Raw genomic sequence first — 14,908 nt, forward strand, 5'->3', positions numbered from 1 at the left:
ACGCTCGGTACGGCTCCTGAGCGCGGTACAGCTCCTGAGCGCGGTACAGCTCCTGAGCGCGGTCGGCGGAGCCCCGCCGGTCCGCACCGGCGGGGCTCCGCCCGTCCCGCCCGTTCCGCTTCCGGGCGTCGGCCGATGCCTGGCGTCAGCTGCTGCCCGACGTCGGCTGTTGCCCGGCTTCAGCTGCCTGTTGCCCGGCGTCAGCTGCCTGTTGCCTGACGTCAGCTGTTGCTGGGGAAGCCCAGGTTGATGCCGCCGTCGGAGGGGTCCGGCCAGCGGGTGGTGACGACCTTGCCGCGGGTGTAGAAGTGCACGCCGTCGTTGCCGTAGATGTGGTGGTCGCCGAAGAGCGAGTCCTTCCAGCCGCCGAAGGAGTGGTAGCCCACCGGCACCGGGATCGGCACGTTCACGCCGACCATGCCGGCCTCGACCTCCAGCTGGAAGCGGCGGGCCGCGCCGCCGTCCCGGGTGAAGATCGCGGTGCCGTTGCCCCACGGCGAGTTGTTCATCAGGGCGATGGCCTCGTCGTACGTGTCGACACGGACGACGGAGAGCACCGGGCCGAAGATCTCGTCGCGGTAGCAGTCCATCTCGGGCGTGACGTTGTCCAGCAGCGAGACGCCGATCCAGTGGCCGTCCTCGTGGCCCTCGACGGTGAAGCCGGTGCCGTCGAGCGCGACGGTCGCACCCTGGGCGCCCGCGCCGGTCACGTACGACGCGACCTTGTCCCGGTGCACCTTGGTGATCAGCGGGCCCATCTCGGAGGCCGGGTCGTCGCCGGGGCCGATGGTCAGCTTCCCGGCCCGCTCCTTGATCTTCTCGATCAGCGGGTCCGCGGTGTCACCGACCGCGACCACGACGGAGATGGCCATGCAGCGCTCGCCCGCCGAGCCGTACGCCGCGTTGATCGCGGAGTCCGCGGCCAGGTCCAGGTCGGCGTCCGGCAGCACCAGCATGTGGTTCTTCGCGCCGCCCAGCGCCTGCACACGCTTGCCGTTGGCGGTGCCCGTGGTGTGGATGTACTTCGCGATCGGGGTGGAGCCGACGAAGGAGACCGCGGCGATGTCCGGGTGCTCCAGGATCCGGTCCACGGCGGTCTTGTCACCGTTGACGACGTTCAGCACACCGTCCGGCAGACCCGCCTCGGCCGCCAGCTCGGCCAGCTTGAAGGCGGCCGAGGGCACCTTCTCGCTGGGCTTGAGCACGAAGGTGTTGCCGCAGGCGACCGCGATGGGGAACATCCACATCGGCACCATGGCCGGGAAGTTGAACGGCGTGATGCCGGCGACCACACCCAGCGACTGGCGGACCGAGGAGACGTCCACACGGGTGGAGACCTGGGTGGACAGCTCGCCCTTGAGCTTCTCGGAGATGCCGCAGGCCAGCTCGACGATCTCCAGGCCGCGGGCGACCTCGCCGAGGGCGTCGGAGTGCACCTTGCCGTGCTCGGCGGTGATCAGCTTCGCGATCTCCTCGCGGTGCGCGTCGACCAGCTCGCGGTACCTGAACAGGATCGAGGTGCGCTTGGCGAGCGAGCTGGTGCCCCAGGTCGCGTGGGCGGCCTTGGCCGCGGCGGCGGCGGAGTCCACCTCGTCGACCGAGGCGAAGGGGACCTGCTTCTCCTGGGCGCCGGTGGCCGGGTTGTAGACCGGACCGAAGTTGCCGGAGATGCCCTCGACGGGCTTGCCGCCGATCCAGTGGCTGAGGGTCTTCATGTGCGGGGCCTTTCTGGGGACGAAAGCTTCAGCTGAGGTCAGAGATGGCGGCGGCGTCCGGCCGCCTGGCGGTCGTACTCCTCACGGGCGAGCAGCGCCGCCTCACGCGTCGCGGTCTCGGCAACAGGAACATCCCACCAGGCCTGCGCCGCGGGCGCGCCCGGCACTGTGTCAGCCGTTTCGGTCTCGACATAGACACATGTGGGCCGGTCGGAGGCGCGCGCCGCCGAGAGGGCCGCCCGCAGCTCGGCCACGGTCGCCGCGCGGATCACCTCCATGCCCAGCGACGCGGCGTTGGCGGCCAGGTCCACCGGCAGCGGCTCGCCGGTGTACGTGCCGTCCTTGGCCCGGAACCGGTACGCCGTACCGAAACGCTCGGCGCCGGTCTCCTCCGAGAGCCCGCCGATCGAGGCGTAGCCGTGGTTCTGGATGAGGACGAGGTTGATGTTGATGCCCTCCTGGACCGCCGTCACGATCTCGGTGGGCATCATCAGGTACGTGCCGTCGCCGACCAGCGACCACACCGGACGGTCCGGGGTGGCCATCCGGACGCCGATCGCGGCCGGGATCTCGTACCCCATGCAGGAGTAGCCGTACTCCAGGTGGTACTGGCGGCGGGACCGGGCGCGCCACAGTTTGTGCAGGTCACCGGGGAGCGAGCCGGCCGCATTGATGATCACGTCGTCGTCGCCGACGGTCGCGTCGAGCAGCCCGAGCACCTGCGTCTGGCTGGGCCGCGCGTCCTCGGCACCGGTCAGGTAAGCGGTGTCCACCATCCGCTCCCACTCGGCCTTGGCCGCGCCGTACGCCTCCTCGTACGCCCGCTCCACCCGGTGTCCGCCGAGCTCCCGGGCCAGCGCCTCCAGGCCCGCGCGGGCGTCGGCGATCAGCGAGTGCGCACCGAGCTTGTGGGAGTCGAAGGAGGCGATGTTGAGGTTGACGAAGCGCACGCCGGGGCGGGCGAACAGCGTCGCCGAGGCGGTGGTGAAGTCGGTGTAGCGGGTGCCGACTCCGATGATCAGGTCCGCCTCGCGGGCCAGCGCGTCCGCGGTCGCGGTGCCGGTGTGCCCGATACCGCCCACGTCGGCCGGGTGGTCGTACCGCAGCGAGCCCTTGCCCGCCTGGGTGGAGGCGACCGGGATGCCGGTGGCGTCGGCGAAGGCCCGCAGCGCGTCCTCCGCCTCGGAGTGGTGGACGCCGCCGCCCGCGACGAGCAGCGGCCGCTCGGCGGAGCGGACGGCGTGCACCGCCTCGGCCAGCGCGCCCGCGTCCGGCTGCGGGCGGGTGACGTGCCAGACCCGGTCGGCGAAGAACTCCTCGGGCCAGTCGTACGCCTCGGCCTGCACGTCCTGCGGCAGGGCCAGGGTGACCGCACCGGTCTCCACCGGGTCGGCGAGCACCCGCATGGCCTGCAGAGCGGCGGGGATCAGCGCCTCGGGGCGGCCGACCCGGTCGAAGTAGCGGGAGACCGGGCGCAGCGCGTCGTTGACGGAGACGTCCCCCGCGTACGCCACCTCCAGCTGCTGGAGCACGGGCTCGGCCGGGCGGGTGGCGAACGTGTCACCGGGCAGCAGCAGGACCGGCAGGCGGTTGACCGTGGCCAGGGCCGCGCCCGTGACGAGATTGGTCGCGCCGGGGCCGATGGAGGTGGTGACGGCCTGCGCGGAGAGCCGGTCGGACTGGCGGGCGTACCCGACGGCGGCGTGCACCATGGCCTGCTCGTTACGGCCCTGGAGGTAGGGCATCGCATCCTGCGACTCCAGCAGCGCCTGGCCGAGCCCGGCGACGTTGCCATGGCCGAAGATGCCCCAGGTGGCACCGATCAGGCGGCGCCGTACGCCGTCCCGCTCGGTGTACTGGTGAGCGAGGAAGGCGACCAGGGCCTGCGCGACCGTGAGGCGGCGCGTCGTCGGGGCGGTCATCGGGGGTCTCCTGCGGGTGCGCTGTAGAGGGGGAGGCGGGCGTCGACGGGCTGCTCGGACCAGGTGCCCCGGATCCAGCCGTGGTCCGGGTGGTCGCAGATCAGCCACTCGCGGGCCTCGCCGGGGCCCGCCATGACGTTGAGGTAGTACATGTCGTGGCCGGGCGCCGCGATGGAGGGGCCGTGCCAGCCGTCGGGGATGAGGACGACGTCGCCGCCGCGTACCTCGGCGAGCACATCGGTCTCGCGGCCGTCGCCGGAGGGCGTCACGCGCTGGTAGCCGAGGCCGGGCCTGGCGGTGCCGTCCTCGCCGGTCGCGGCGGCGATCTCGAAGTAGTAGATCTCCTCCAGCTCGGACTCCTCGCCGGGCCGGCACTCGTCGTGCTTGTGCGGCGGGTAGGAGGACCAGTTGCCGCCCGGCGTCAGCACCTCGACGGCGATGAGCTTGTCGCACTCGAAGCCGTAGTCACTGTCGCCTCCGGCGGGGGCTGCCGCACCGAAGTTGTTGACCTGCCGCGAGCAGTTGCCCGTACCTCGCAGCTCGACGGGGACGGACGAGGCCGGGCCGTACCGCGCGGGGAGCCTGCGCTCGCAGCGGGCGCCGGTGAGCGCGAAGCGGCCGCCGGACTCGCTGGCGATGCCCACGTGCGCGTCGCGCGGTACGTACGCGAAGTCCGTGACGCCGCTGAAGACGCTCTCCCGGCCGGTCAGCGCGAACTCCTCGCCGGAATCGACCGCGACCGTGCAGCCGCCGGACAGCGGCAGCACGATCCACTCGCTGTCGCCGGTCGGGAAGGAGTGGTGGCCGCCGGGCGGGAGTTCGAGCACGCGGAGGGAGGAGTACCCCCAGCCGGCGTTCTTGGGATGGATGTCGAGGGCGTACGGACCGTCGGCGGCGGTGCCGGCCGGGCGGTGGAAGCGGGATTCGGCGTTCATGGCGTCAAGTCTCCTACTGATCACTGACAGTGACAGATGCCTGTGGACAACTCCGGCTAGAGCAGGCCGACTGCGGTATCCACAGCGCTTGCCACGTCCCCGTCGACGGGGTAGAGCAGCGAGCGCCCGGCGACCAGCCCCTGCACGGTGGGCAGATGGAGGGCCTTGCGCCACTTCTCGTACGTCGTGTCCTGGTCGGCGGCCGAGATGTCCCCGCCGAGCAGCACCGTCGGGAGCGTCGAGGTCTCGCAGACCCGCGCCATGTCGTCGGGGTCCTCGGTGACCGGCAGCTTGAGCCAGGTGTACGCGGAGGTGCCGCCGAGTCCGGAGGCGATGGCGACGGACTTGGTCACCGCCTCGGCGCTCAGGTCGTTCTTCACCTTCCCGTCGACCCGGCGGGAGATGAACGGCTCGACGAAGGTGGGCAGTTCCAGCTCCGCCATGGCGTCGATGGCGCGCGCAGTGGACTCCATGGTGTCCAGCGATCCGGCGTCTTCGTAGTCGATGCGCATCAGCAGCTTGCCGCAGTCGAAGCGGAGCCGGGCGATGTCCTGCGGACGGTGGCCGGTGAAGCGGTCGTCCATCTCAAAGGACGCGCCGGCGATCCCACCGCGGTTCATCGAGCCCATCACGACCTTGCCCTCCAGGGCACCCATGAGGAGCAGGTCCTCCAGGATGTCGGCGGTGGCCAGCACCCCGTCGACGCCCGGCCGGGACAGCGCGAGCGAGAGGCGTTCCAGCAGGTCGAAACGGTCCGCCATGGCCAGCTTGCGGTCACCGACGGCCAGGGCGCCGCGCGCGGGATGGTCGGCGGCGACGATCATCAGCCGGCCGCTGTCGCCGATGAGGGGGCGGCGGGTGCGGCGGGCCGCGGCTTCCGCGACGGCTTCGGGGTGCCGGGCCCGCAGCCGCACGAGGTCGGAGAGCGGAGTGGTCAAGGCGTAACTCACCTTCTTGAGCGCCCGCGCAGTCCGCGCGGGCGGTGTGCGGCGGTGTGGTCAGCGCTCCGCGAGGAACGCTTCGACCTCGGAGGTGGTGGGCATGGCCGAGGAGCAGGCCAGGCGGGAGGCGACGATGGCGCCGGCGGCGTTGGCGTACCGCATCATGCGCTCCAGGTCCCAGCCGGCGAGCAGGCCGTGCACGAGGGCGCCGCCGAACGAGTCACCCGCACCGAGGCCGTTGACGACCTCCACGGGGGTGGGCGGCACCTCGGCGGTGCGGCCGTCGCGGTGCACGGCGAGCACGCCCTTGGGGCCCTGCTTGATGACGGCGAGTTCGACGCCCATGGCCAGGAGCGCCTGGGCGCAGGCCTTCGGGTCGCGCACGCCGGTGGCGACCTCGGCCTCGTCGACGTTGCCGACCGCGACGGTGGCGTGCGCCAGCGCCGCTTCGTAATACGGACGGGCGTTGGCCATCGCCTGCGCGCCGGTCTCGCCGCCGTCCCCGGAGGCGCCGCCCTGGCCGCCCCAGAACATCGGCCGCCAGTCCAGGTCGAAGACGGTCGTCCCGGACTTGGCGCGGGCCTCCAGGGCGGCGAGCGTCGCGGAGCGGCTGGGCTCCTCGCACAGGCCGGTACCGGTGATCCAGAAGACGCGCGCGGCACGGATGGCGTCCTGGTCCAGTTCTTCGGGGCGGATGACCAGGTCGGGAGCCTTGGGCCGACGGTAGAAGTACAGCGGGAAGTCGTCCGGCGGGAAGATCTCGCAGAAGGTGACCGGGGTCGGGTACTGCGCGACGGGGGTCACCCAGCGGTCGTCCACGCCGAAGTCGCGCAGCGCGTTGTGGATGTACGCACCGAAGGGATCGTCACCGGTGCGGCTGATCACCGCGGTGCGGCGGCCCTGGCGGGACGCGGCGACCGCGACGTTGGTGGCCGAGCCGCCCAGGAACTTCCCGAACGTCTCCACCTCGGCCAGCGAGACGCCGGTCTGCAGCGGGTAGATGTCCACTCCGATGCGGCCCATGGTGATCAGGTCAAAGCGTCCGGTGTCGGTCGGCTCGGTCATGTGCGCCCCTTCGATTCGCCCGGTGCCGGCTGTCGGCTCCGGCCAGGTCGGCTCCGACCACAGGTCTAACGGGACGACTCAACCCCTGTCAACAGTTTGTCCTTACATTCTGACGTCGACGATGCGATGATGACGGAGTCACCCGGGGTTACGCCCAGGGTTACAAAGTCCTTAAGTCCTTATGTCAGGACGAAGTCTTGACAGGCTCGGCACACCGATGAAGGCTGAGCGCACCGCAACCCCACTCCGTCCCTTCCCCCGGTCATCGCCGACCGGCGAGAGGAGAGCCGCACCATGTCCGTACCCAGCGCGAACGTTCCCCGCCTGGACCGGCTCCGCGTCGGATCGGCACCCGACTCCTGGGGCGTCTGGTTCCCCGAGGACGACCAGCAGGTGCCCTGGGAACGCTTCCTGGACGAGGTCAGCGAGGCCGGCTACGAGTGGATCGAGCTGGGCCCGTACGGCTACCTGCCGACCGACCCTGCCGTACTGCACGCCGAGATCGCCAAGCGTGACCTGAAGGTGTCGGCCGGCACGATCTTCACCTCGATGCACCGCGGCCCCGACGTCTGGGACGCGACCTGGCAGCACGTCAGCGAGGTGGCCACGCTGACCAAGGCGATGAACGCCAACCACCTTGTCGTGATCCCGTCGTTCTGGCGCGACGACAAGACCGCCGAACTCATCGAGCCGAACGAGCTGACCACCGAGCAGTGGAAGCACCTCACCAGCGGCATGGAGCGGCTCGCGAAGCAGGTACGCGACGAGTTCGGCCTGGACATCGTCGTGCACCCGCACGCCGACACCCACATCGACACCGAGGAGCACGTCGAGCGCTTCCTCGACGGCACCGACTCGAATCTGGTCAACCTCTGCCTGGACACCGGCCACTACGCCTACTGCGGCGGCGACAACGTCAAGCTGATCAAGACGTACGGCGAGCGGATCGGCTACCTCCACCTCAAGCAGGTCGACCCCGACATCCTGGCCGGCGTCCAGGCCAACGGCACCCCCTTCGGGCCCGCCGTGAAGCAGGGCGTGATGTGCGAGCCGCCGCTCGGCGTACCGGCCCTGCCGCCCGTCCTGGAGGCCGCGCAGGCCCTGAACGTGGACCTCTTCGCCATCGTCGAACAGGACATGTACCCCTGCCCGCCCGCCCAGCCCTTCCCGATCGCCGAGCGCACCCGCCGCTTCCTGCGCTCCTGCGGCGCCTGACCCGCCCCGCCCCGAGCCCATGACCTCGCCCCGCATGACCTCGCCTCGCGCCGAATACGCACTGCGGACCGGGTACGCCTAGTCGGTACGCCCAGGCGTGGCGGTGGAGCGCTGTCAGGCGGTGGAGCGCTGCCACCCGCCAGGCGCGGGTGGGGCGTGCACTCATGCATCCACGTGCGGCAGGGGTGTCCAGTGCGGCACGCATGTTGTGCGGCCAGTGCGCGAGTCCGCCTGTGTCCGTCCGCCGCGCCGCCTCCTCTATCCCCGGCAACGATTACATAAAGTGATTCTACTCCCGGGGATCATCACAGTCTGTAGCTATCACTCGTAAGGATGGATGAGGGACGACATGACGAGGGACGACAAGACTTCATACGGAACGCTCGGGGTGGCGGTCATCGGCACCGGCCGGATGGGCTCGGACCACGTACGCCGCATCAAGAACGTCATCAGCGGCGCGCGGGTCGCCGCCGTGGTGGACATCGACGCCGACCGCGTGAAGACCATCGCCGACGGCATCGACGGCTGTACGCCCTACACCGACCCGGCCGCCGCGATGGACGACCCGGCGGTCGACGCCGTACTGATCGCCTCCCCCGGCCCGGCCCACGAGGCCACCCTGCTCGCCGCGTTCGAGCGGGACCTGCCGGTGCTCTGCGAGAAGCCGCTGACGCCGGACGCCGCCTCCGCGCTGCGCGTGCTGGAGGCCGAGCAGAAGCTGGGCCACCGCCGGGTCCAGGTCGGCTTCATGCGCCGCTACGACGCCGACTACATGAAGCTCAAGGCGCAGCTGGACCAGGGCGCCTTCGGCCGGCCGCTGATGCTGCGCAACAAGCACCGCAATCCCACTGCCCCGCCCGGCTTCACCAACTCGATGATGATCAACGACTCCGCGGTGCACGAGATCGACGTGACCCGCTGGCTGCTGGAGGAGGAGATCACCGCCGTCCGCGTGCTCTTCCCGAAGCCCACCGGCAAGGCGCCCGAGGGGCTGAACGACCCGCAGCTCATCCTTTTCGAGACCGCCGCCGGCCACGTGGTCGACACCGAGCTGTTCGTCAACTGCGGCTTCGGCTATCAGGTCCAGTGCGAGGCGGTCTGCACCGACGGCACCGCCCGTGTCGGCGACGACCGCGGCGTGTTCACCAACACCGCCAACGGCTGGGGCGGCGCCATCGACCCCGGCTTCGAGGACCGTTTCGTGGACGCCTACGACCGCCAGGTGCAGCGCTGGGTGGACGCCACCCGCCGCGGCGAGGTCGAGGGCCCCAGCTGCTGGGACGGCTACGCCGCCGCCGCGGTCTGCGAGGCCGGCGTCCGCGCCCAGGAGACCGGCGAGCGCATCACCGTCGAGCTGGTCGAACGCCCGGCCCTGTACCGCTGACCCACGCGTTTCCTTGTAGTGCTGATCCTTGCAGTGCTGAGTAGTGATGACGGTCGCGGCGCCTTGTTGTGCTGACGATCGCCGCTCCTCGTAGCGCTGAAGATCGCGGCGAATCGCGACGACTCGTACCGACAGGTCGTACCGACAACTCGTACCGCTGACGGTCACGACAACTCGTACCGCTGATCCGCCGGCTCCCGTCCCGCCCCCGCCCCGCCCCCGTCGGTGCAGGTGTTCGACCGCCTCCATGGGGCTCCGTCACGGGGGCTCCGCCGTGGGCCTCCGTCACGGGCCCCGCCGTGGGCCTCCGTCCGGGCCCCGGGCTTCTCCCGTACTTCGAAAGGCTGCCCTTCCGTGAAGATCGCCCTCGACCCCTACATGTTCCGCCACGTTCCGCTGCTCGAGCTGCCCGGCGTCGTCGCCGAGCTGGGCTTTGAGTGGATCGAGCTGTCGCCGCGCGAGGACTTCAACCCGTTCTTCCTCCACCCGCGCGTGGACGACGGCACCGTGCAGAAGTTCCGCAAGGAGCTGACCGCGGCGGGTGTCGGCATCTCCTCCGTCCTGCCCCTGTACAAGTGGTCCTCCCCGGACGAGGACGAGCGGCAGGCCGCCGTCCGTTACTGGAAGCGGGCCATTCAGATCACCGCCGACCTCGGCGTCTCCGCGATGAACTCGGAGTTCAACGGGCGTCCCGAGAAGGCCGACACAAGTGAGGGCCAGTTCTGGCGCTCTCTGGAGCAGCTGCTCCCGGTCTTCGAGCGGGAGGGCATCACGCTCGCCCTGGAGCCGCACCCGGACGACTTCATCGAGGACGGCCACGCCGCCGTCGACATGATCCGCGGCATCAACAACCCGCTGGTGTCCTTCCTGTACTGCGCGCCGCACACCTTCCATCAGGGCAACGACGCGCCGGGCATCCTGAAGCACGCGGGCGATCTGACCACCGCCGTCCACCTGGCCGACTCCTTCGACCACACCGGCTCCTCCGGGCTGCGCTACATCGTCAACCCGCCCGGTTCGGCCGTACGCATCCACCAGCACCTGGACATGGGCCAGGGCGAGGTCGACTTCGACGAGCTCTTCCGGGAGCTGGCCGCCAACGGCTTCGACGGCACCCTGGTGTCCTCCGTCTTCGCCTGGGAGGAGCGTGCGAAGGAGTCGTCACGTTTCATGCGGGCCAAGATCGACGAGTACGTCACCCGCCACTGGAGCTGATCCCATGGTCGCCGCACCGACCGAACCGGACGCGCCCGTCCGCGAGGGTCAGGCCCCCGTCGTGACGGCGGGCCGCGCCAAGCGCTTCATCGTCGGCATCGCTGCCATCGCCGCCATCGGCGGTGCCCTGTTCGGCTACGACACCGGAGTCGTCTCCGGGGCCCTCCCGTTCATGGAGGAGCACTTCGGGCTCACCTCGCTCGGCGAGGGCGTCATCACCAGTGCCCTGCTGATCGGCGCGGCCTTCGGGTCCCTCGCGGGCGGCCGGATGTCCGACCGGCTGGGCCGCCGCAACTCGCTGCTCCGGTCGGGCGCGGTGTTCATCGCGGGCGCGATCGCCGTCGCGCTCGCGCCTTCGGTCCCGTTCATGGTGGCGGCGCGCTTCGTCCTCGGCCTCGCCGTGGGCAGCGCGTCCGTCATCACCCCGCTCTACCTGTCGGAGATCGCCCCGCCGCACATCCGGGGGCGGCTGGTCTCCTTCAACTCCCTGATGATCGTCAGCGGTCAGCTGCTGGCGTACCTCATCAACGCGGTGCTCGCGCGCTGGGAGGCGTGGCGCTGGATGCTCGGCCTGGCCGCGCTGCCCGCCGTCGCCCTCTTCGTCGGCCTGTTCTTCCTGCCGGACACCCCGCGCTGGTACATGAGCAAGGGGCGTACGGCGGAGGCGAGCGCGGTCCTGCGGCGCACCCTGCCGGCCGCTGAGGTGGACGGCGAGCTGGCCCGCATCGAGCAGGCCCGCGCCCTGGAGACGAGCGCTCAGCGCGGCGCCTGGCAGGAGCTGCGTACCCCTTGGGTGCGTCGGCTTCTGCTGGTCGGGATCGGTCTGTCGATCGTCCAGCAGATCACCGGGGTCAACGCGGTCATCTACTTCGCCCCGAAGATCCTGCTGACCACCGGCCTGGGCACGAACGCCGCGATCACCGCCACCATCGCGGTCGGTGCGATCTCGGTCGTGGCCACGGCGATCGGCATGTCGCTGATCGACAGGGTCGGGCGGCGCCCGATGCTGATCCGGGGGCTGACGGGGATGACTGTGTCCCTGGCTCTGCTGGGCGCCTCGTTCCACCTCCCGCGGTCCGCCGGTGTCAGCTTCCTCGTGCTGGGCCTGATGGTGGTCTACATGGCCTTCATGCAGGCGACCTTGAACACGGGTGTGTGGCTGTTGCTCGCCGAGATGTTCCCGCTGAAGGTGCGGGGGCTGGCCATGGGCGCCGCGGTGTTCGTGATGTGGATGGTCAACTTCGCGGTCGCGCTGCTCTTTCCGGTGCTGCTGGACGCGGCCGGTGCCGCGGTCACGTTCTGGCTGTTCGGGGTGGCGTGCGTGCTGTCGCTGGTCTTCTGCAAGCGGTACGCGCCGGAGACCAAGGGCATGGCCCTGGAGGACCTGGAGCACGAGCTGCGCAGGGCGGCGGCGCACACGTGAGCCGGCGCACCACGGGGTGAGTACGGCATGAGTACGGGATTGAGTACGGGATGAGGCAGGGCCGGGCGCGGGGGTTGCCCGGCCCTTCTCCGTATGCGAACGTCCCCTCCCTCGTGTCCTTCGTGCGGCTGCCTTGTGTCCCTGGTGCGGTTCCCTCGTGTCGCTCGTGTCCCTCGTGCGCGGCTCTCTCGCGTCCCTCGTGCGGCCACGTGGCTTCTTCGTACGGCAACAGCCGTCCGGAGCGCGTCACGGTCGTCACCGTTACGCGGGTCTTGCGTCACAGGCCCTCGACAGGCTGTCCCCGTCGCTCAAGGACCTCGTTGCACCAGGCACAGGCTGAGTGATCACCAAGCCGTACGCAGTTCCCCCGCGGGCTCCTTCGGGCCGCCCTGCGTACGGCCGAGGAGGTGCGCAGAACATGACCGACCGGAGGCTCTGGTCGTACAAGGAGATCGCCGCACACATCCGGGTCCAGCCGGACACGGTGCGCTCCTACCGGAAGCACGGGCTGCTGCCACCACCCGACCTCGTGGAGGGCGGGAAACCGTACTGGTTCGCCGACACCGTACGGGAGTGGGTGGCCCGCCGGCCGGGTCACCGCGGCAGGCGCGACCGCGAGGGCTGAGCGCCCGGCATTACCTCTGTCCGCAGGCCCCGCATCGTCCGGTGCGGGGCCGTTCCATGCGCTTCGGAGCGGGCTGCCGCCGTGCCTCAGTGCGGAGCCGTCGCGGTGCCTCTGATCTCCAGGGCGGGTTCGACGAGTTGTCGTTCGGCGGGCCGGGACGGATGGTCCATGCGCTCCAGGAGGCACCGTGCCGCCCGCCGGCCCACTTCGTGGCTGGCGTTGTCCACCGTCGTCAGCCACAGGTGCCGGATCCGGGCGAGGTAGGTGTTGTCGCAGCCGATGAGGGAGAGGTCGCGGGGTACGTCGAGCCCCAGTTCCTGCGCGGCGGAGAGGACGCCGACGGCCGCGATGTCGTTGAACGCGAAGACGGCGGTGGGCCGTTCGCCGCCGCGCGGGCCGCCGAGCAGCCGTACGGCGGCGCGGTAGCCGCCTTCCTCCGTCGCGTCGCTGGGTGCCATGACGATGCCGCTTTCGAGGCCGTGCTCGCGCATCGCCGCTTCGTAGCCGTGGCGGCGCAGCGCGCCGACGCTGCCCTGGCCCATGATGTGCGCGATCCGTCGGTGCCCGAGGGCGATGAGGTGCTCGGTGGCCAGTCGCGCGCCGCGCGCGTCGTCGTTGGCGACGGTGTCCACCCGGGGCAGCTCCGGGTCGTGGGTGCCGGCGACGACCGTCGGCAGCCGTCCGGCGGCCTCCGCGAGCGCGCCGGTGTCCGGCATGGTGCCGACCGCGACGAGGCCGTCCACGCGCAGCTCGGCGAAGGCGCGGGTGAAGTCCTCGCCCGTCCGGCGGCTGAGTCGCCCGTCGGCCATCAGCATGCGCAGGCCGTGCTCGTGCAGTACGGAGTTCAGGCCGTCCAGCAGCTCCACGAACCAGGGGTTGCGCATGTCGTTGAGCAGTACGCCGACGGTGTGCGTGCGGCGGGCCACGAGGCTGCGCGCGGCGGCGTTGGGCCGGTAGTCCAGCTCCCGGACGGCGTCCAGGACGGCGGCCCGCTTGGCGTCGCTGACCTGCGGCGAGCCGCGGAGTACGAGGGAGACCAGCGACTTGGAGACTCCCGCGTGCTCGGCGACGCTGCGGATCGTCGGCGGCCGGTCGACGGCACCGGCGGTGGCCCGCCCCGCGTTCTCCGCCCGTCGCGCGCGTGCCGGTCCCACCGGCCTCTCAGGCTTCCCGGCGGACCTTTTGGACCGTTCCATGGGCTGGGATCCTTCCACCCGCCCCATTCCTCCGTCAATGGACACCAACAGACGTCGAGAGGCATCGGTCGAGAGACATCAAGGGAAACCAACGGGCGTCAACGGGTGGCCGGAAAACCCCACCTCCGAGGGTTGACACGACTATGTAAGGACATGCAGGGTTCCGGAGCAGAAGTTGGACCGTTGGACCGTTCCAAAGTGCCGGCCGCCGACGCGGTCGTGCCTCCACCAGTCGTGCCTCCACCAAGGGAGTGGCAGCTATGAAGCTCGGACTCATCGGCACCGGCCGCATCGGCGCGTTCCACGCCGAGACCCTGAAGGGCGTCCCCGGCGTGCACGAGGTTGTCGTCGCGGACGCGGACACCGCCCGCGCCCGGGAGCTGGCGGACAAGCTCGACGTCCGGGCGGCGACCACCATCGAGGACATGTACGCGGACGGCGTGGACGGCGTGGTGATCACCGCTGCCACCAGCGCCCACGCCGCCCTCATCCACCAGGCCCTGGACCACGGCGTCCCGGTCTTCTGCGAGAAGCCGGTGGCGCTGGACGTCCCGGGCACCCTCAGCGTCGTCGAGCGCGCGGCGCACAGCCCCACCCCTGTACAGATCGGCTTCCAGCGCCGCTTCGACGCGGGCTACAACGCCACCCGCGACGCGCTCCGCGCCGGCGAACTGGGCTGGCTGCACACCCTGCGCGCCTGCACCTCGGACCGAACGCCGCCGCCCGCCGCGTACATCCCCACCTCCGGCGGCCTCTTCCGCGACTGCTCCATCCACGACTTCGACATCCTGCGCTGGCTGACCGGGCGTGAGGTCGTCTCGGTCTTCGCCCAGGGCGCCAACAAGGGCGAGCCGTTCTTCGCCGACGGCGACGACGTCGACACCTGCGCCGCGCTGCTCCGCTTCGACGACGACACCCTCGCCACGGTCACCGCGACCCGTTACAACGGCGCGGGCCACGACGTGCGGCTGGAGGTCTGCGGCTCCAAGGGAGCCCGCTTCGTCGGCCTGGACGACCGCGCCCCGATGCCCACCGCCGAGGCCACGCTGTCCTGGCAGCAGGCCACCCCGTACGCGACGTTCATGGAGCGCTTCCACGCCGCGTACGTCACCGAACTGACGGCCTTCACCGAGGTCGCGGCGGGTCGCGCGGAGAACCCCTGCCCGGCCGCCGACGCCCTCGAAGCGCTCTACATCGCCGAGGCGTGCGAGCGTTCGCGCCGTACCGGCGAGCCGGTCGCGCTCGCCGACGTCCGCGCCTGAGCCGCGCCGT

The 14,908-nt window shown here is 70.8% G+C and carries 12 protein-coding genes; 6 read left to right on the forward strand and 6 right to left on the reverse strand.

Annotation, left to right across the window (positions count from 1 at the left end; genetic code table 11):
- Positions 1 to 221 precede the first annotated feature (221 nt).
- Genes ACZ6WH_RS28170 through iolC form a run of 5 tightly spaced genes read right to left on the reverse strand, consistent with a single transcriptional unit; the run spans position 222 to position 6,578 of the window.
- Positions 222 to 1,715, reverse strand: coding sequence for a CoA-acylating methylmalonate-semialdehyde dehydrogenase (locus ACZ6WH_RS28170; protein ID WP_469731640.1), 1,494 nt, complete (start codon positions 1,713 to 1,715; stop codon positions 222 to 224).
- Positions 1,716 to 1,753: 38 nt separating this feature from the next.
- On the reverse strand, positions 1,754 to 3,637 hold the full coding sequence (gene iolD / locus ACZ6WH_RS28175) for a 3D-(3,5/4)-trihydroxycyclohexane-1,2-dione acylhydrolase (decyclizing) (RefSeq protein ID WP_469731641.1): 1,884 nt from the start codon (positions 3,635 to 3,637) through the stop codon (positions 1,754 to 1,756).
- The gene (gene iolB / locus ACZ6WH_RS28180) at positions 3,634 to 4,572 is read right to left on the reverse strand and encodes a 5-deoxy-glucuronate isomerase (RefSeq protein WP_469731642.1); all 939 of its coding nucleotides are present in this window, start codon (positions 4,570 to 4,572) and stop codon (positions 3,634 to 3,636) included. Before iolB ends, iolD begins: the two co-directional genes overlap by 4 nt.
- A gap of 56 nt (positions 4,573 to 4,628) precedes the next feature.
- Positions 4,629 to 5,510 carry a Cgl0159 family (beta/alpha)8-fold protein gene (locus ACZ6WH_RS28185; RefSeq protein ID WP_469731643.1) on the reverse strand — a complete coding sequence of 294 codons (882 nt, stop codon included), beginning with the start codon at positions 5,508 to 5,510 and terminating at the stop codon, positions 4,629 to 4,631.
- 60 nt (positions 5,511 to 5,570) lie between these two features.
- Complete coding sequence (iolC, locus tag ACZ6WH_RS28190; protein WP_469731644.1) at positions 5,571 to 6,578, reverse strand: 5-dehydro-2-deoxygluconokinase; 1,008 nt, start codon at positions 6,576 to 6,578, stop codon at positions 5,571 to 5,573.
- 294 nt (positions 6,579 to 6,872) lie between these two features.
- Between iolC and ACZ6WH_RS28195 the strand changes: the two genes are divergently transcribed.
- The 5 genes from ACZ6WH_RS28195 to ACZ6WH_RS28215 all read left to right on the forward strand — a co-directional run bounded on the left by ACZ6WH_RS28195 (position 6,873) and on the right by ACZ6WH_RS28215 (position 12,440).
- A complete protein-coding gene (locus ACZ6WH_RS28195) occupies positions 6,873 to 7,793 on the forward strand; it encodes a sugar phosphate isomerase/epimerase family protein (protein WP_469731645.1) in 921 nt (306 codons plus the stop codon).
- Between the two features lie 349 nt (positions 7,794 to 8,142).
- The gene (locus tag ACZ6WH_RS28200; RefSeq protein ID WP_469731646.1) at positions 8,143 to 9,177 is read left to right on the forward strand and encodes a Gfo/Idh/MocA family protein; all 1,035 of its coding nucleotides are present in this window, start codon (positions 8,143 to 8,145) and stop codon (positions 9,175 to 9,177) included.
- A gap of 354 nt (positions 9,178 to 9,531) precedes the next feature.
- Positions 9,532 to 10,392 (forward strand): sugar phosphate isomerase/epimerase family protein, encoded by an 861-nt coding sequence (locus ACZ6WH_RS28205; protein WP_469731647.1) that lies wholly within the window; start codon positions 9,532 to 9,534, stop codon positions 10,390 to 10,392.
- 4 nt (positions 10,393 to 10,396) lie between these two features.
- On the forward strand, positions 10,397 to 11,815 hold the full coding sequence (locus ACZ6WH_RS28210; protein ID WP_469731649.1) for a sugar porter family MFS transporter: 1,419 nt from the start codon (positions 10,397 to 10,399) through the stop codon (positions 11,813 to 11,815).
- Positions 11,816 to 12,233: 418 nt separating this feature from the next.
- Positions 12,234 to 12,440, forward strand: a complete 207-nt coding sequence (locus tag ACZ6WH_RS28215; RefSeq protein WP_399711375.1) for a helix-turn-helix transcriptional regulator — start codon at positions 12,234 to 12,236, stop codon at positions 12,438 to 12,440.
- 86 nt (positions 12,441 to 12,526) lie between these two features.
- Here the strand turns inward: ACZ6WH_RS28215 and ACZ6WH_RS28220 are convergent, their stop codons facing one another.
- Complete coding sequence (locus tag ACZ6WH_RS28220) at positions 12,527 to 13,636, reverse strand: LacI family DNA-binding transcriptional regulator (protein ID WP_469731650.1); 1,110 nt, start codon at positions 13,634 to 13,636, stop codon at positions 12,527 to 12,529.
- Between the two features lie 260 nt (positions 13,637 to 13,896).
- Here ACZ6WH_RS28220 and ACZ6WH_RS28225 point away from each other — a divergent pair, with 260 nt between their 5' ends.
- Positions 13,897 to 14,898, forward strand: a complete 1,002-nt coding sequence (locus ACZ6WH_RS28225; RefSeq protein ID WP_469731652.1) for a Gfo/Idh/MocA family protein — start codon at positions 13,897 to 13,899, stop codon at positions 14,896 to 14,898.
- The last annotated feature ends 10 nt before the right edge of the window (positions 14,899 to 14,908 follow it).

It is taken from the genome of Streptomyces sp. NPDC050806 (assembly GCF_055586425.1).